Origin of the sequence: Streptococcus suis (genome assembly GCF_029616525.1) — a bacterium.
GTDB lineage: Bacteria > Bacillota > Bacilli > Lactobacillales > Streptococcaceae > Streptococcus > Streptococcus suis_AF.
The window spans coordinates 75,259-91,596 of the sequence record NZ_JANFME010000006.1; the positions used below are offsets into that span (position 1 = coordinate 75,259).

General features: G+C 41.2%; 15 protein-coding genes. 5 read left to right on the forward strand and 10 right to left on the reverse strand.

The genetic code is table 11. The features are described from left to right. Window positions 1-276: 276 nt before the first annotated feature. Window positions 277-1,935 (forward strand): Rqc2 family fibronectin-binding protein, encoded by a 1,659-nt coding sequence (locus NOL38_RS04175; protein ID WP_277941456.1) that lies wholly within the window; start codon window positions 277-279, stop codon window positions 1,933-1,935. 25 nt (window positions 1,936-1,960) lie between these two features. Here NOL38_RS04175 and budA read toward each other — a convergent pair whose 3' ends face one another. Genes budA through NOL38_RS04190 form a run of 3 tightly spaced genes read right to left on the reverse strand, consistent with a single transcriptional unit; the run spans window position 1,961 to window position 5,066 of the window. After that, complete coding sequence (budA, locus tag NOL38_RS04180; protein ID WP_174854792.1) at window positions 1,961-2,677, reverse strand: acetolactate decarboxylase; 717 nt, start codon at window positions 2,675-2,677, stop codon at window positions 1,961-1,963. Between the two features lie 3 nt (window positions 2,678-2,680). Further along, on the reverse strand, window positions 2,681-3,910 hold the full coding sequence (locus NOL38_RS04185; protein ID WP_277941457.1) for a tetratricopeptide repeat protein: 1,230 nt from the start codon (window positions 3,908-3,910) through the stop codon (window positions 2,681-2,683). Then, the gene (locus NOL38_RS04190) at window positions 3,900-5,066 is read right to left on the reverse strand and encodes an AI-2E family transporter (protein ID WP_012775254.1); all 1,167 of its coding nucleotides are present in this window, start codon (window positions 5,064-5,066) and stop codon (window positions 3,900-3,902) included. Before NOL38_RS04190 ends, NOL38_RS04185 begins: the two co-directional genes overlap by 11 nt. 135 nt (window positions 5,067-5,201) lie before the next feature. On the opposite strand from NOL38_RS04190, the gene NOL38_RS04195 reads away from it, so the two are divergent. Together NOL38_RS04195 and NOL38_RS04200 are read left to right on the forward strand one after the other, a co-directional pair. Continuing rightward, window positions 5,202-6,206, forward strand: a complete 1,005-nt coding sequence (locus tag NOL38_RS04195; protein WP_277941458.1) for a lactonase family protein — start codon at window positions 5,202-5,204, stop codon at window positions 6,204-6,206. Window positions 6,207-6,269: 63 nt separating this feature from the next. Further along, the gene (locus NOL38_RS04200; RefSeq protein ID WP_002935693.1) at window positions 6,270-6,455 is read left to right on the forward strand and encodes a hypothetical protein; all 186 of its coding nucleotides are present in this window, start codon (window positions 6,270-6,272) and stop codon (window positions 6,453-6,455) included. A 27-nt stretch (window positions 6,456-6,482) separates the two neighbouring features. Here NOL38_RS04200 and NOL38_RS04205 read toward each other — a convergent pair whose 3' ends face one another. Beyond that, window positions 6,483-7,130, reverse strand: a complete 648-nt coding sequence (locus NOL38_RS04205) for an HAD family hydrolase (protein ID WP_277941459.1) — start codon at window positions 7,128-7,130, stop codon at window positions 6,483-6,485. Between the two features lie 423 nt (window positions 7,131-7,553). Further along, window positions 7,554-8,861 carry a surface-displayed alpha-enolase gene (eno, locus tag NOL38_RS04210; protein ID WP_002935704.1) on the reverse strand — a complete coding sequence of 436 codons (1,308 nt, stop codon included), beginning with the start codon at window positions 8,859-8,861 and terminating at the stop codon, window positions 7,554-7,556. 149 nt (window positions 8,862-9,010) lie between these two features. Between eno and NOL38_RS04215 the strand changes: the two genes are divergently transcribed. Then, window positions 9,011-9,463: a DUF1694 domain-containing protein gene (locus NOL38_RS04215; protein ID WP_024377924.1), complete on the forward strand. Its 453-nt coding sequence runs from the start codon at window positions 9,011-9,013 to the stop codon at window positions 9,461-9,463. Window positions 9,464-9,469: 6 nt separating this feature from the next. On the opposite strand, the gene NOL38_RS04220 is transcribed toward NOL38_RS04215, so the two are convergent. Both NOL38_RS04220 and NOL38_RS04225 read right to left on the reverse strand, forming a co-directional pair. Next, window positions 9,470-9,700 (reverse strand): hypothetical protein, encoded by a 231-nt coding sequence (locus NOL38_RS04220; protein WP_277941460.1) that lies wholly within the window; start codon window positions 9,698-9,700, stop codon window positions 9,470-9,472. Beyond that, a complete protein-coding gene (locus tag NOL38_RS04225) occupies window positions 9,691-10,818 on the reverse strand; it encodes a glycerate kinase family protein (protein WP_277941461.1) in 1,128 nt (375 codons plus the stop codon). The genes NOL38_RS04220 and NOL38_RS04225 overlap by 10 nt, the downstream gene beginning before the upstream one ends. Window positions 10,819-10,925: 107 nt before the next feature. Here NOL38_RS04225 and NOL38_RS04230 point away from each other — a divergent pair, with 107 nt between their 5' ends. Then, window positions 10,926-11,576: an HAD family hydrolase gene (locus NOL38_RS04230; RefSeq protein WP_172064704.1), complete on the forward strand. Its 651-nt coding sequence runs from the start codon at window positions 10,926-10,928 to the stop codon at window positions 11,574-11,576. 30 nt (window positions 11,577-11,606) lie between these two features. Here NOL38_RS04230 and serB read toward each other — a convergent pair whose 3' ends face one another. The 3 genes from serB to gyrB all read right to left on the reverse strand — a co-directional run bounded on the left by serB (window position 11,607) and on the right by gyrB (window position 16,059). Then, on the reverse strand, window positions 11,607-12,242 hold the full coding sequence (serB, locus tag NOL38_RS04235; RefSeq protein ID WP_024406868.1) for a phosphoserine phosphatase SerB: 636 nt from the start codon (window positions 12,240-12,242) through the stop codon (window positions 11,607-11,609). 51 nt (window positions 12,243-12,293) lie between these two features. Then, entirely contained in the window at window positions 12,294-14,018 is a 1,725-nt protein-coding gene (gene ezrA, locus NOL38_RS04240) for a septation ring formation regulator EzrA (RefSeq protein ID WP_277941462.1), read from the reverse strand. A gap of 88 nt (window positions 14,019-14,106) precedes the next feature. After that, a complete protein-coding gene (gyrB, locus tag NOL38_RS04245; RefSeq protein ID WP_002939427.1) occupies window positions 14,107-16,059 on the reverse strand; it encodes a DNA topoisomerase (ATP-hydrolyzing) subunit B in 1,953 nt (650 codons plus the stop codon). Window positions 16,060-16,338: the final 279 nt, after the last annotated feature.

Consider the following 16,338-nt stretch of genomic DNA (forward strand, 5'->3'; position numbering starts at 1 on the left):
ATTTGTGCACCTAAGTCTGAAGACAGACAATTCTGCACATCAGCCCATTTCATAAAACTCCGCCACCTGTTCTCAGCACCACAGGCTCCCTGAAGACTTCTGCTTTACTACTTCTTCTGATTACAGACGATTATACGGCATCAAAATCACTTTGTCAATACTTTTGATTAAATTTTCTGAAAACTTTTTATGTTAGTAGGGACTACCAGTCTCATCAAAAAATCAACGAAGTGTGATATACTAGACAGAGTTAGACCAGTTAGAAAGAGGAACACCATGTCTTTTGACGGATTTTTTTTACATCACATGACGGCTGAGTTAAGGGCCAATTTAGAAGGTGGGCGGATACAGAAAATCAACCAGCCCTTTGAGCAGGAAATTGTCCTCAACATCCGCAGCAACCGTCAGAGCCATAAATTGCTCCTGTCCGCCCATTCGGTTTTCGGTCGGGTTCAGCTGACCCAGTCGGACTTCACCAATCCAAAAGTGCCCAATACCTTTACCATGATTCTGAGGAAATACTTGCAGGGAGCCATTATCGAGGAGATTCGTCAGTTGGACAATGACCGCATCTTAGAATTTTCGGTGTCCAACAAGGACGAGATTGGCGACCATATCCAAGCTACCTTGATTGTGGAAATCATGGGCAAGCACAGCAATATCATCTTGGTGGATAAGTCTGAGCAGCGGATTATCGAAGCCATTAAGCACGTTGGTTTCTCGCAAAATTCCTACCGAACCATCTTGCCAGGCTCCACCTATATTCGTCCACCGGAGACGCATTCTCTCAATCCTTATACGGTGTCTGATGAGAAATTATTTGAAATATTATCGACTCAGGAACTGAGTCCAAAAAATCTCCAACAGGTCTTTCAAGGTTTGGGTCGGGATACGGCTTCTGAATTGGCCAGTCACTTGCAGTCAGACCGCCTGAAGAACTTCCGTGCCTTTTTTGACCAGGCAACTCAGCCTAGCCTGACAGACAAATCCTATGCTGCTCTGCCATTTGCCAATAGCCCTGAAAACCAGCCACACTTTGAGAGCCTGAGCAGTCTGCTGGACTTCTACTATCAGGACAAGGCGGAGCGGGATCGGGTGGCCCAGCAGGCCAATGAGCTGATCAAGCGGGTAGCCAATGAGTTGGAGAAAAATCGCAAGAAACTGGTCAAGCAGGAGCAGGAATTGGCGGATACGGAGACGGCGGAGTTGGTGCGACAAAAGGGCGAGCTCCTGACCACCTATCTGCATCAAGTGCCAAATGACCAGGCTAGTGTGACCTTAGACAACTACTATACGGGCGAGGAACTGGAGATTGAGTTGGACGTGGCTCTTACTCCTAGCCAGAATGCCCAACGTTATTTCAAAAAGTACCAGAAACTCAAGGAGGCGGTCAAGCACCTGACCAACTTGATTGAGGAGACCAAGGCAACCATTATCTATCTGGAGTCCGTTGACACCATGCTGGGACAGGCTAGTCTGGCAGAAATCGATGAAATCCGTGAGGAATTGATTGAAACAGGCTACCTCAAACGTCGCCACCGTGAGAAAATCCATAAGCGTCAGAAACCTGAACGCTACCTTGCGACGGACGGGAAGACTATCATTCTGGTTGGGAAAAATAACTTGCAAAATGATGAGTTGACCTTCAAAATGGCCAAAAAAGGCGAACTCTGGTTCCATGCCAAAGACATTCCAGGCAGTCATGTGGTTATCACAGATAACTTGGACCCAAGCGACGAGGTCAAGACCGATGCGGCGGAGTTGGCTGCCTACTTCTCCAAGGCTAGACATTCTAACTTGGTTCAAGTCGATATGATTGAAGCCAAAAAACTCCATAAGCCAACAGGTGGCAAACCAGGCTTTGTGACCTACCGAGGTCAGAAAACGCTCCGTGTCACCCCAACTGAAGACAAAATAAAATCCATGAAAATCTAGTTCATGGATTTTTCTGTATTGAAACCTACTCCGCCTTATCAATATCTTCTCTAACTTGCTTAGCGTTGAACTTAGCAAAAAGATATTGGCGGTCTTGGACTGGGAAGCGTTGATCCAGTTGATCTACTGGTCCCACTTCCACCATTCCTTCTGAGATAACATAGTCCATGACATGACCACCAAATGTCAAATCATCCGAAATAAAATGCAGATGATAGCCAGCCACACTGACACCATGGAAAATCTCTGGCGTCCAAATACCAACAATGGTGCCTGAAATATTCTCAGCGGTATACTCAGGCTGGCGACTTGCCACCTCCGCAAAACGGACATCAGAAGCCGATTTTGGAATCATGCGGACATGCATCCGTGAAAATGTACCTTTTATTTTGATGGAGCGAAAAAGATTCTCCCCATCATAATAGGATTCAATTCGCTGGTGCAATTCATCGCTAGTCATTTCAAAGCGTTGTTTGAAAATCACTTCTGCTTCATGAAAAATAACCGCTGCATAGGGAACCTTCATATCAGCAGGAACTTCAACCACTTCTGGTTTCTCCCCTGCCCCCTTGGCCTGATAAGCCTTTCCATCCAGGACAATCAGCTCACCATCAATGGAATCCAGAGTTCCCAAGCCTAAATCACCATGTTCCAGCAATTCGCCAACCGTCAAGGAGCCGCCATACAGTCCAGCCATTAAGGCACCTAAGGTATTGTATTGAAATAATCGATTTACTTGCATAACCTACTCTTCATTCAAAAATTCTTGCATGGCTAAATCGTCTGGCACCAATTGGATATAACGACTAGCTTGCTCTTTTGCCTCATCCAAACGACCAAGTTGACGTAAAACCGCTACGTAATCAGCCAAAAATTCAGGATTCTCAGCCAATTCTCCAGCCAATTCATCGTAAAGCGCAATAGCTTCATCATCTCTTTCTAGAGCTTGATAGGCTTTGGCCATATTCCAGCGAGCTAGAACGTTATCTACTTCTTCATCAAATAAAGCCACAACCTCTTCAAATCGTTCCTGCTCAAGATACAGATTGGACAAGCGCAGAGCTAGTTCGTTACTATCATCTGCTACCTCTTTTGCCCGTAGAAGATAATCTTCTGCCCCCGCCTCGTCATGCAATTCATAGGCATACTGTGAAGCCTGAAGCAAGAGATTGGCATCAAAGTCATTTTTAGCCAGGCCTTTTTGAGTCATAGCCAAGGCATCATCAATCTTATGCTCGGCATGAAGCGACTGAGCATAGGCATATTCATAGCCCTCAAAATCAGGATTGATGGTATCCAACTGCTTGAAATAGAGATTGGCCTTTTGATATTCTTCTCGTTCAAATAGCAGAGCTGCTAACTCAAAAACCGTCTGGTCATCGTATTCCAACTCAACAGCTTTTTCCAAAAATTCAATGGCCGCTTCAAATTTCCCTAAACTTGCATAGGCAATACCAATTCGCTGATAGGTAGAAACTCCCGTTAATTCGTAGATTTCACGATTATCCAGCTGGGCATAGTAGGAAATAGCCTCATTAAAAAGCTCCAGTTCCATATCCAATTCTGCTAAGCCAAAGAGGATGATGGGTTCATCTGATAAGTGACTTGCTTCTAACAATTTTTCACGCGCCACATCCGACAAGCCTTCTGCCTGATACAGGTCCGCCTTAACCAACAAGGCTTCCAAATAGACAGAACTGTCTTCCGAAATTTCCTCCAAGTATCCGAAAGATTCTTCAACCAAGCCATCTTCAAATGCTATTTGGGCAAGATTGATCAGTACTTCGGGAAATTCTTCTTTGACCTGTTCATAGATTTGTCTAGCCTGTGGGAAAAAACCAATGCCTTCTAAATAGGCTGCCAAGGACAAAAGTGTTTCGCTATCATCTTGCGCCAAGGCGCGCTTGAAATACTTATCTGCCTTGTCTAAATCCTGTTGATCCAAACAAACCAACATTTTTTCACTATTGTTCATTCACAACCTCATTTTCTTCATCTTCATACAAACCACTATGTGCCTTGTACCATTCAAATGCCGCTTTCACTAAAACCTTAATAGAGGCATATATTGGAATTCCCAGAAGAACTCCTAGGACACCGTACATCTGACCAGCTGTCAATAATACAAATAAAATGGTAATCGGATGAATACTTAGGGAGCTTCCGATAATCAATGGTGTCACAAAACGACCTTCTATAGTCTGCTCAATCATAAAGACTACTAAAACCTTTATAAGCATGATTGGACCAGCAATCAATCCTAAAATAACAGCTGGAATCATGGCCAAGAAAGAACCCAAATACGGAATTAGATTGAGGAAACCAGCCATCACCCCCAAAGTTATTGGATAGCTAAGACCAATGATTGAGAACATCACTGAAAACATCAGGGCAACAATAATCGCAACGGTCACCTGACCACGAACATAGTTTGACAATTGCCCATTCACATCTGATAGCACTGTTCCAATCGGTTCTCTCCACTTGGTTGGTAGATATTGGGTAATGTGTTTATTCAAATACTGACCATCCCGTAACAGATAAAAGAGAATAAAGGGCATAATCAAAATAGCAACAATAATCTGTGAGGCGGTTGAAATCAAATTACTTGCCCAATTCACAGCACTTGAAGAAAACTTCTGAGCATAGGCAACGATCTGATCATTGACCTTATTTAACATCTCCAGAGCTGTTGGTCTAAATTGTTCAAAGCGCTGATCCTGTAGGAGCCCAGTTACCTGTCCTTCGATTTTCTGGATATTCGAAGGAAGATTTTGCGCAAAAGATGTCACTTGCTCTTGAATACTCGGAATTGCCACCGCCAGTCCCCAGATAATGAGAAGACTGATTAAAACAAAGAGAATGGAAATACCAACTGTACGAGAAATTTTATGCTTTTCCATCCAGTCAACCATCGGATTTAATAGGTAATACAAAAGACCTGTTAAAATCATCGGTAACAATACTATTTCTAAAAAGCTTCCTATTGGTCTGAATAAAAAACTAATTTTACTAAAAATAAATATAGTTAAAAAAGTCAGCAAGGTTACTAATAAAAATGTCACCGCTTGGCTATTTAAAAACAAGCGGAAAAACCAAGTCAGACTAAATTTTTGATGCTTATCCTCCATCTAATACACTCCTAGTCTTTTTTTCTATTGTAACATGGAGAAAGGATTTTTGTAAAAATCAACTACAGAATTTATACGACTTTCTCAGAAAAACATGGTATAATTTTATCAATCATTTCCAAAAAGGAGAATCCTATGACTATCTATTTCGGTACCTACACAAAACGTGAATCAAAAGGAATTTATAAAGCAAATTTTGACTCTGAAACAGGCCAACTTAGCAATCTAGAATTGGTCACTGAAGAACCTAACCCTACCTACCTTGCCTTTGATAAGGCCGGACATCTATACTCCGTCGGCGCTGAAAATGGTCTAGGAGGTATCGCTGCCTTTAATGCCGATTATACTCTACTCAACCATGTTGTATCAGAGGGCGCACCACTTTGCTATGTCGCTGTCGATGAAACAAGAGATTTAGTTTATGGCTCCAATTTCCACAAAGGGCAACTACTTGTTTATAAACGTTTGGCGGATGGTTCTCTAGAATTAGCTGATGTCGCTCAACACGAAGGATCTGGACCGCACGAAAACCAAGCTTCCGCCCACGTTCACTTTTCTGATTTGACGCCCGATAAATTTTTAGTAACCTGTGATTTAGGATGTGATCAAGTGGTAACCTATAAGGTATCTGACCAAGGAAAAGTAGAGAAAATCGCAACCTATCAGGCTGCGCCAGGAAGTGGTCCACGTCACATTGTCTTCCATCCTGTCGCAAAAATCGCCTATCTCATCTGTGAACTCAATTCAACTATTGAGGTGCTTATCTATGACGGCTGGGGACAATTTGAACACCTACAAACTGTCTCTACTCTCCCAGAAGACCATACTGGTTTCAACGGTACTGCCGCTATTCGCATCACAAAGGATGGTAAATTTATTTATGGATCCAACCGCGGAAACGACTCTATCGCAGTCTACAAAACGCTTGCTGATGCCAGCTTAGAATTAGTTGAGATCGTCCCAACAAATGGAAAAATTCCTCGCGATTTCACGCTTAGTCCTGATGAAAAGCATTTGATTGTTGTCCATCAAGATTCTGACAATGCAACTGTATTTGAGAGAGATGCCAAAAATGGCTGTTTGACTGAGCTTTCACACGATTTCTATGTTCCTGAAGCAGTTTGCGTTACATTTTTATAAGTCGTTTCAGTTGTGAAATCCGTCCAGTTTTGGTTTAATAGTCTCATAGGAGGTGATTTCAACATGAATCCAGTAGATCTTTTTAACCAAGTAAAAGAATTGATTGCAAACAAAGACTTTGATGGTGCAAAACAATTTATCGAAGAAAACAAGGACCAATTCGGTGAATACTTGGAACAAGCAAAAGGCTTGTTATCAGGTTCTGAAGGTGTTAACGGTCTTTTAGATAAAGTTAAAGGCTTGTTCTAATACATGTAAAAACTAGGCTGAGAATGTTCAGTCTAGTTTTTTTGTTTGTTCAAAAATATTTGTTATCTCTTGCAATGAAGGAATTACCCAATCGCTCTTCAATTTTTCATTTTCACTGGCATGCTTTCCAAAACCTGTCAGTATCCGTACAGTCCACATTCCCAAAGATTTAGCAGGCAGAATATCATTATCATACCTATCCCCGACATAGACAACTCTATCTACAGGGATATTTGTTTTTTGCAAGGCAAGTGTGAAAATAGCTGTATTTGGTTTAGATAAACCAACCTCTTCAGAGAGGATGATGAGTTGAAAATAAGACTCAATTCTCCACTCTTTAAGTAGTTCTCTAATACTACTAGACTGATTGGCAATAATCCCCAATCGATAGTTTTGTGATAACTTCTCTAGAACATCTATTGTTTCAGGATACAGGCTCACACCCTCATTTGTCCATAAAGGACGTGGCTCGGTCGGTGCAAAATAGTGCCAGGTCGCACGAATGGGATCCAGCGACTTATGAGCATACTCCACCATTTTCTTTTTATAAGAATCTGATGAAACCTCTATATCCAGAGACTCTAACTTCTTCACACACTTGTCTATATAATAACCATAAGCAGCCTCTTCATCTAAAAGCGTCGAACCCAAATCAAAAAATATCCACTCTATCATCCCGCTCTCCATCTCTTTTCAAAATGAGAATACTTAAGTTAATCTACCTTTTTAGAATAACATTTTATCAATATCCAGGCAAAGAAAACTCCATAGGAAAACCTAGAGAGTTTTACTAATCCCTCGCTATTCTAGCTCAGGGATAAAACAGTCTCCCAGACATTGAAGAACAAGTCCGAAAATTTTCGGACTTGTTCTTACTATAACCCTCGCTATGCTAGCTTGGGGATAAATTAGTACACTGTACTACGAAAAACAAGTCTGGAAATTTCCAGACTTGTTCTTATTATAACCTTCGCTATTCTAGCTCGGGGATAAAACAGTCTCCCAGACATTGAAAAACAAGTCCGAAAATTTTCGGACTTGTTCTTACTATAACCCTCGCTATGCTAGCTCGGGGATAAATTAGTACACTGTACTAATTTATTTTTTCAAGTTGTAGAATGAGTTCAAGCCTTTGTAGACTGCAACTTCACCAAGTTGATCTTCGATACGAAGCAATTGGTTGTATTTAGCGATACGGTCTGTACGTGACAATGAACCAGTCTTGATTTGGCCTGCGTTAGTTGCAACTGCGATGTCAGCGATTGTTGAATCTTCAGTTTCACCTGAACGGTGTGATACAACGGCAGTGTAGCCAGCTTCTTTAGCCATTTCGATAGCTTCAAATGTTTCAGTAAGAGTACCGATTTGGTTAACTTTGATAAGGATTGAGTTAGCAGCACCTTCTTTGATACCACGTGCAAGGTAGTCAGTGTTTGTTACGAAGAAGTCGTCACCAACCAATTGAACGCGTTTGCCAAGACGCTCAGTAAGAGCTTTCCAGCCATCCCAGTCGTTTTCATCCATACCATCTTCGATAGTGATGATTGGGTATTTGTTAACCAATTCTTCAAGGTAGTCGATTTGCTCTGCAGATGTACGAACAGCAGCGCCTTCGCCTTCGAATTTAGTGTAGTCGTAAACTTTACGCTCTTTATCGTAGAACTCAGATGACGCACAGTCGAAACCGATCATGATGCCGTTTTCACCAGCTTCGTAACCAGCAGCTTCGATAGCTTCGATGATTGTTTCAACACCGTCTTCAGTTCCTTCGAACTTAGGAGCGAAACCACCTTCGTCACCAACAGCTGTTACCAAACCACGAGCTTTCAAGATTTTCTTCAAAGCGTGGAATACTTCAGCACCCCAACGAAGACCTTCTTTGAATGAAGGAGCGCCAACTGGCAAGATCATGAATTCTTGGAAAGCGATTGGAGCGTCTGAGTGAGAACCACCGTTGATGATGTTCATCATTGGAGTTGGCAATACTTTAGTGTTGAATCCACCAAGGTAAGTGTAAAGTGGCACTTCAAGGTAGTCAGCAGCAGCACGCGCAACAGCGATAGAAACACCGAGGATTGCGTTTGCACCCAATTTACCTTTGTTAGGAGTACCGTCAAGAGCGATCATAGCGCGGTCGATAGCTTGTTGATCACGAACGTCAAAACCGATGATAGCGTCAGCAATCACGTTGTTCACGTTGTCAACAGCTTTTTGAGTACCAAGACCAAGGTAACGAGATTTGTCACCGTCGCGAAGCTCAACTGCTTCGTGCTCACCAGTAGAAGCTCCTGAAGGAACCATACCACGTCCGAAAGCACCTGATTCAGTATAAACTTCAACTTCAAGTGTAGGGTTACCGCGTGAGTCAAGGACTTCGCGAGCGTAAACATCAGTAATAATTGACATTATATTACTCTCCTTTGAGTTTAAAATTGTTACATAGCTATCATACCCTAAAAGAAGGGATTTTTCAAGAAAAAACAGGTTATTTTACTGAAAGAAATAATGTAAACGCCTTCCTTTTCAAAGTTAACTGAGTATGTTATACTGAAATCATGAACGATCTAAATACTACCATACTACAGAAAGCCTCTGGCGAAACACGATTGAATCCAGATGAACAACGTCTATACATGGGAACCTATCGCGAACGGGTTGTCCTGCTCGTTTCCTTTGACGATTTGAGTAGTGAAGTCGTCGGAAATAAGTTCGATACAATTTGCCAAAAACTAGCAAACAGCTACTCTCCTCTATTCCTCAAACTCTCGCCAGCCCTGTCTGACAAGCAACAAATTTCACTACTAAAAATTGCTCAGAACTTCGGTATTACTACCGCTATCATCGATGAAAAAATAGGACAGTCTCCCTACGCACTTGTCTTTCACACAAATCACGCTGTGGATAATGAAGAAGTTAGCTTAGAATCCATATTTCCAAATCTTATCTCAAAACCAGAAGAAAAAAAGGAAGATGCAAAACCTTCCTTCTGGAAAAAATTATTTGGTTAGACTTATTTATCGATAAAGCAGTATAAATATTAAACTAAAAATAATACAGGTTAGACAAAGGATTCCTAGCAATCTGCCTCTTTCATTTTTTTCATTGAAAAAGAACATTGCTCCATTTGCCTTTATTACATTCATTTCCATTCCTCTTTCTTTTTCGGAAAGTCTCATAACGGATACTAGCTTTGCAAGACAAATAAAAATAAATAAGATAATAGCCACATATTTCACTAATTCCATCTTTGTTGACCTCCTAACTGAAGAATTCTTGCCACCTGCTCTGCCGTGCGGACCAGGTTTTTTTCTGCTTTTTGAAGCGTGTCCTCCAAACTTTCAACGCTTGCAATTATCGGAAAAGCGGCACAGATATTTTCAAAAGGAAACTCGGGAAGATCGTCTTTGAGGCTACCACAAATTGCAATGATGGGAATCCCAGTCGGCGTACGTCTAGCTACTCCTATCGGAGTCTTCCCTGATAAGCTTTGGGCATCCATCCGCCCTTCTCCGACCACAACCAGATCCGCTTTTGCGACGAGATGATCAAAGTCCAACTGATCCAAGACAAAGTCGATGCCTTTTTGAATGCGAGCACCAGCAAATTGGACTAGACCTGCTGCCATACCTCCTCCAGCACCCGCTCCTGCTAAATCGAGTAGCATTGGATTAACCAATTTATAAAAGGACTCCATTTTCTTGTCTACTAGTTCAAATTCAGCAGAGGCTAGACCTTTCTGACCTGCAAAAACAAATGTGGCACCCGCTGGTCCGCAAAGCGGATTCTCCACATCCGTTACCAAATCAATCCTGACCTGAGATAGATCTACCAACATATCCTCTGTGGAAAAGCTTACAATCTCCCCGATATGAGCTCCAATTGCCTCTACTTCTTTTCCCTCTCGATTATAAAATTTCACTCCTAAACCTGCCGCCATTCCGATACCACCATCATGACTGGCAGAGCCACCTACTCCTATAAATATGCGTTTAATACCATTTTGAACGAGCTCCACAATCAGCTCCCCAGCCCCTTGTGTCTTAATAAAGAGAGGACTCCTTCTTTCATGCGGGATACTTGCCAGCCCTACAATCTCAGCCATTTCAAAAACCGCAAGATCATCTTTAACCGCATAGGAAACCTTAATTTTATCTCCAAATGGACCTGTCACCCAAGTCTGGGTTACATCCAAGGATAAGGCCTGCATTAGACTCTCAACTGTCCCTTCGCCACCATCTCCTAGGGGAATTAAGTCATACCCTGCTTGTGGGTAAACTTTAGAAAATCCTTTTTTAATCGCTTCAGCAACCTTTGTAGCTGAAAGAGACTCTTTAAATGAATCCGGAGCAATGAGAATATGCATAGTACTAACCTCCTTTATATTATTAGTATATCACGCTCCTATTCAGCTTTCAATAAATCTTTTCTGTTTTTCATCGTCTGTGTTATACTGAAAGAAAGGAGATAAGTATGTATCAAACTATATTATTTGACTTAGATGGAACACTTACTGATTCTGGACAAGGTATCTTAAACTCCGTCGCCTACGCACTAGAAAAAATGGGAATCGAAGAACCAGATACAGCCAATTTAAACCGATTCATCGGCCCGCCACTCTATGAATCTTTTTTACGATTCTACCAACTCAGCCCTGAAGATACACAAAGTGCAGTTGATGCTTTCCGTGTCTATTTTAAAGAAAAAGGAATGTTTGAAAATCAACTCTATCCTGGAATCATCCCTCTGCTTGAAGAATTGAGAACGGTTGGAAAAACACTAGTAATTGCTACCTCAAAGCCAGAAATATTTGCCAAACAGATTCTAGAACATTTTGATATCGCACACTACTTTGATGTCATTGCCGGTGCTAGTCTGGATAGTAGTCGCATCAGTAAGGCGGACGTCATCGGCTATGCTATAAATCAATTAGAAGCATTTCCAAGACATGCTGTGATGATCGGAGATAGGGAACATGACATTGAAGGAGCACGCAGGCACCAACTTCCCGCCATCGGTGTTCTTTACGGCTATGGGAGCAAACAGGAATTTGAAAAGGCTGGGGCTACCATGATAGTTGAAACCGTCCAAGATTTGAAAAGGGTTTTACTGACAACAGAATAGAAGAAAAGTCAGCACTCAGCTGACTTCTCGTTATTTACTATCTAAAATCTCTATTAGTTTATAGAGATTTTTTTCATTTATTTGGTAGGGTGCCTGTTCTTGGACAATCGGTTTAGCACAGAAAGCTACTCCAATTCCTGCTCGTTGAATCATTGGTAGATCATTTGCTCCATCCCCCATAGCAATCGTTTGAGATAGACTCAGCCCATTTTCTGTCGCCCATTCTTCTAAACATGCTTTTTTAGTATCTTTCGTTACAATTTCACCCAATACTTGTCCCGTCAATACTCCATCTACTACTTCTAATCGATTAGCCCGAACATAATCTAACTCTAACTGTGCAGCTAGTCGATCGACTGTTTCATGAAACCCGCCTGAAACTACTGCTACCTTATAGCCTCGCATTTTTAATTCTGAGACTAATTCTGCTGCTCCAGGTGTAAAGTGGATTTTTTTGATAATTCGATCAAACACAGAAACAGGCAATCCCTTTAACAACGCCACACGTTCACGTAAGGCTTCTTCAAAATCCAATTCCCCACGCATAGCACGTTCGGTAATTGCTGCAACTTGCGCTCCTAAACCGGCCTCTTCTCCAAGTAAATCTATTCCTTCTTCCAAAATTAATGTTGAATCAACATCCATAACTAATAATCCAGTTGTCATCTCCAATATTCCTTTCAAAGTATAAAAATAAAAAGCCAAATGGCTTTTTATCTAGTAGCGAATGGCTTCGCGAGTTTTTTCGTATGAACGTACAAAACGCTCTGTTACACCAGGTTCAACTGTTTCCAGAGCAAATGAAATTTCTTCAAATGCTGCTTGGTAATCAAAATCCTTTTCAAAAATTGATAATGAACGGTTGAATGCTTTTTGCACACTTTCATCGAATGAACGATAACGGTTAGAGTATTGTAGCAACTGCTCTGTTAAAGTCGCATTTTGCACAATCAAATACGCCAACTCTTCCAATTGATTCACATCATACGTTGCATTTTCCAACAAACGGTTAACAACTTCGATATTGATTCGTTTATAGTCTAACTCAGCAATCAAGGCTTCCACATGATCGCTCGTTCTAAAGAAGTTTGTTAAAAATTCAGCTGGAATTCCTGGAAGGTTGCGTTTTTCCATATAACGCTTAAGGGTATGCAATTTGTTGATATAAAGTGTAGCTTTCTTACGCGCTGTGTTCTCTGACAATTCTTGTGATTTAAGATAGTCAGCTAAAACAAGCTGCTCCTCTTCGATTTCTTTCAAGCTTGCCAATGAATGGTCCAAACGCTCTTCCAAAATAGAATATGCAACTTGTGGATTTTCAATGTCTTCCACACTTTCTGTAACAACAATTTCAATCGATTCCAAACGAGCTTTAAGCTGATTGATCCGTGAAAGTTTGCTATCTGCCAGCAAGTAAGTTGCATTTAGGCGTTGGCTTTCCTCATCCAAGAGCTGTGTATTTTGGACAACATGCTCCAAGAATTTTGGCAAGTTTTTACTAATCTTAACAGCTTCCTTATTCGCTTCGATTTCACGATTGAAGACTTTATACAAATGATCAATTTTTGCTTGAATTCCCTCATTTTCAGCTTCTGCGGCATCCAAATCAAAGGAAACAATCAAAGCAGTATTTTCACGAATTGAAACGCGAATATTTTGGAACTGTGACTCGATGTTAGCTTCTGTGAACAAATAATTCTGCTCAACCAGTTTACGATAACCCGACTCCAAATCTTCCAATTGCTCTGGGAAATCTTTTGTAACTCGTTCAATCAAACTTGGAATACGATCCATGATTTGATTGAGGGCAATCATATGCTCTTCAGTCTTATCAAGGATTTCAGAAGCTTCAATCGGGTCACCAGACGAATTGAGCATCACAAATTCAGAAAACTCAACTTCAATATTTTTCAATTGTTTCTCAAGTTCTGGTAGTGTCTCACCGTAGCTATCTGCATTTTCACGAACAGCTTCCTGTAAACTATCGAACAAGTTTAACGCATGTTTTACGCGACCAGAGTTTTTCTCTTCTTGCTCCTTCAACTCCATCAAACCATGACGGATAGAGGCAATGTCTTCTTCAATTAAATCAATTTGGCTTTCGATACTGTCGATAGCATTCTTTGCACTCACAAAGCGAAAGGCATTGTTATATCCTTCTGCCTCAAAGATATGATTTTCAATGTCGGCAAATGAATTGAGCGACAAATCAACCCATTTTTGATTCCATTCACGGAATGATACCTGACTTTGACCAATCAAATGAAGTGCTTTGACAGCTTCGACTTCTTCATTAACTGGAAGGTTAAATAGCTCTTCCTTACGTTCTTCCAATGCAACCAAAAGGTTGTCATTTCGTTTACGAACAATCAGGCAAGCTACATAGGCAATGATTAAAATAATAACAATCGAAACGATTAAGATGATTGTTCCTGTAGGCATGTAAATCTCCTTGGCTCATAGTAATTACTAGAAAATATCGCTTAATTATACCATAAATCTCTAGTATATGCACTTGTTTTTTTAGTTTTTAGACATCCAATGTTGAATAAACAGCATTTTCCTCGATAAACTCTCGACGAGGTTCAACCTTATCCCCCATTAACATGTCAAAAATCTTATCGGCTTCTGCCGCATCATCAACTGAAACGCGTGCCATGAGACGATTTTCAGGATTCATCGTAGTTTCCCACAACTGATGATCATCCATTTCTCCCAAACCTTTGTAACGTTGGATCGTTGGCTTGGACCGTCCCGTACTATGTCTTTCTAAGGCATCTTGCAATTCTTGCTCTTGATTAACCCCAGGTTGAATATATTCTTTTATCTCACTTCCAACCTTGATACCGTAAATAGGTGGTTGAGCGATATATACGTATCCCGCTTCTACAACAGGACGCATGTAGCGGTAAAATAATGTCAGAAGGAGTGTCCGAATATGGGCACCATCGACATCGGCATCTGTCATAATGACTAATTTTTGATAACGTGCCTTGCTAACGTCGAAATCAGCACCAAAGCCAGTTCCCATAGCTGTAAATAGACTACGGATTTCTTCGTTGGCCAAAATCTTGTCCATGCTGGCTTTTTCTACGTTCAAAATCTTACCACGAATCGGTAAAATAGCCTGAAATTCACGGTCGCGACCGGATTTAGCTGAACCACCGGCTGAGTCCCCCTCAACGATGAAAAGCTCTGTCTTCGTTGCATCATTTGAGGAACAGTCTGCTAACTTACCTGGGAGGTTTGAAATCTCAAGACCCGATTTCTTACGAGTTACCTCACGCGCACGCTTAGCAGCAATACGAGCCTTGCTTGCCAAGATCCCTTTTTCAACAATCCGTCTAGCAATCTGGGGATTTTCCAAAAGAAATTCTGCAAAGGCATCAGAGAAAAGGCGGTTGGTAATTTTGACCACTTCACTATTCCCAAGTTTTGTCTTAGTTTGTCCCTCAAATTGAGGACCTGGGTGCTTAACAGAAATGACCGCTGTCAAGCCTTCACGCACATCCTCACCAGTCAAATTATCCTCATTTTCTTTGAGAATTTTATTTTTCTTGGCGTAGTCGTTGATAACACGTGTCAGAGCTGTACGGAATCCTTGCTCATGGGTACCACCTTCATGTGTGTGAATATTGTTGGCAAAACTAACTACGTTTTCATGATAACTCGTCGTATATTGCATGGCAACCTCAACGGTAATATCATCCATTTCACCTTCTGTATAGATAGGGGTCTCAAAAATGACATCCTTGTTCTCATTAAGATACTCAACGTAGGAAGCAATACCACCTTCATAGTGGTATTCCTTTGTTTGCTCTACTCCCTCACGTTTGTCCGTAATAGAGAGATTTAAACCACGATTTAGGAAGGCCAATTCTTGGATCCGCTTATTTAATTTTGCAAAGTCGAACTCAGTCGTCTCAGTAAAAATTTCTGGATCAGGTGTAAAATGTACCGTTGTACCAGAACGGTCTGTTTCTCCAACAACCTCCAAATCTGCAACGACTTCACCTCGTTTATACTCTTGGAAATATACCTGACCATTTTTGTAGACATGGACGTCTAGCTGAGTAGATAGGGCGTTTACGACTGATGAACCTACGCCGTGCAATCCACCTGAGACCTTATAACCGCCTCCGCCAAATTTACCACCTGCATGGAGCACTGTAAAGACAGTTTCTACCGCTGGACGACCAGTTTTTTCCTGAATATCTACCGGAATCCCACGTCCATTATCAATAACCGTGATGGAGTTATCTGGCTCAATATAAACTTCAATTTTATCCGCAAAACCAGCCAGCGCCTCATCGATTGAATTGTCGACAATTTCCCAAACCAAGTGATGGAGACCTTCTTTAGATGTTGAGCCGATATACATCCCTGGACGCATTCGAACAGCTTCAAGACCTTCCAAGACTTGAATCTGACTGGCATCATATTCTTGAGCCTTCTCTTGTAAATCTTTGATTTCTTCTGTCATTTCTTTTCCTTATTTTCTATTTGTTGCTCCTTAAAAATAGAAAAGCCAATCCATCTGGATAAAAGCGAAACATATTTTTAGAGCAAAAATCATTCTAACGAATACCCTTTATTATACCATATTTTCTAATATTTTGATAGAAAAAAGAAGAGGAAACATTAGCTCCATCTTCTTCAGGCTCTTTGTCAACTGTAGTGGGTAGATGAAAAGCTAACACCTAGAGATGACGAACTTCGTTCTCTCTTTCTTTATGTTCAAAGCAATCAAAATCCGTTTTTT

Coding starts and splice junctions, on each gene's coding strand:
- eno (WP_002935704.1), bottom strand. CDS start 8,861: ATGTCAATTATTACTGATGTTTACGCTCGCGAAGTCCTTGACTCACGC.
- NOL38_RS04185 (WP_277941457.1), bottom strand. CDS start 3,910: ATGAACAATAGTGAAAAAATGTTGGTTTGTTTGGATCAACAGGATTTA.
- NOL38_RS04225 (WP_277941461.1), bottom strand. CDS start 10,818: ATGCATATTCTCATTGCTCCGGATTCATTTAAAGAGTCTCTTTCAGCT.
- NOL38_RS04200 (WP_002935693.1), top strand. CDS start 6,270: ATGAATCCAGTAGATCTTTTTAACCAAGTAAAAGAATTGATTGCAAAC.
- budA (WP_174854792.1), bottom strand. CDS start 2,677: ATGCAAGTAAATCGATTATTTCAATACAATACCTTAGGTGCCTTAATG.
- ezrA (WP_277941462.1), bottom strand. CDS start 14,018: ATGCCTACAGGAACAATCATCTTAATCGTTTCGATTGTTATTATTTTA.
- NOL38_RS04215 (WP_024377924.1), top strand. CDS start 9,011: ATGAACGATCTAAATACTACCATACTACAGAAAGCCTCTGGCGAAACA.
- NOL38_RS04220 (WP_277941460.1), bottom strand. CDS start 9,700: ATGGAATTAGTGAAATATGTGGCTATTATCTTATTTATTTTTATTTGT.
- NOL38_RS04195 (WP_277941458.1), top strand. CDS start 5,202: ATGACTATCTATTTCGGTACCTACACAAAACGTGAATCAAAAGGAATT.
- NOL38_RS04230 (WP_172064704.1), top strand. CDS start 10,926: ATGTATCAAACTATATTATTTGACTTAGATGGAACACTTACTGATTCT.
- serB (WP_024406868.1), bottom strand. CDS start 12,242: ATGACAACTGGATTATTAGTTATGGATGTTGATTCAACATTAATTTTG.
- NOL38_RS04175 (WP_277941456.1), top strand. CDS start 277: ATGTCTTTTGACGGATTTTTTTTACATCACATGACGGCTGAGTTAAGG.
- gyrB (WP_002939427.1), bottom strand. CDS start 16,059: ATGACAGAAGAAATCAAAGATTTACAAGAGAAGGCTCAAGAATATGAT.
- NOL38_RS04190 (WP_012775254.1), bottom strand. CDS start 5,066: ATGGAGGATAAGCATCAAAAATTTAGTCTGACTTGGTTTTTCCGCTTG.
- NOL38_RS04205 (WP_277941459.1), bottom strand. CDS start 7,130: ATGATAGAGTGGATATTTTTTGATTTGGGTTCGACGCTTTTAGATGAA.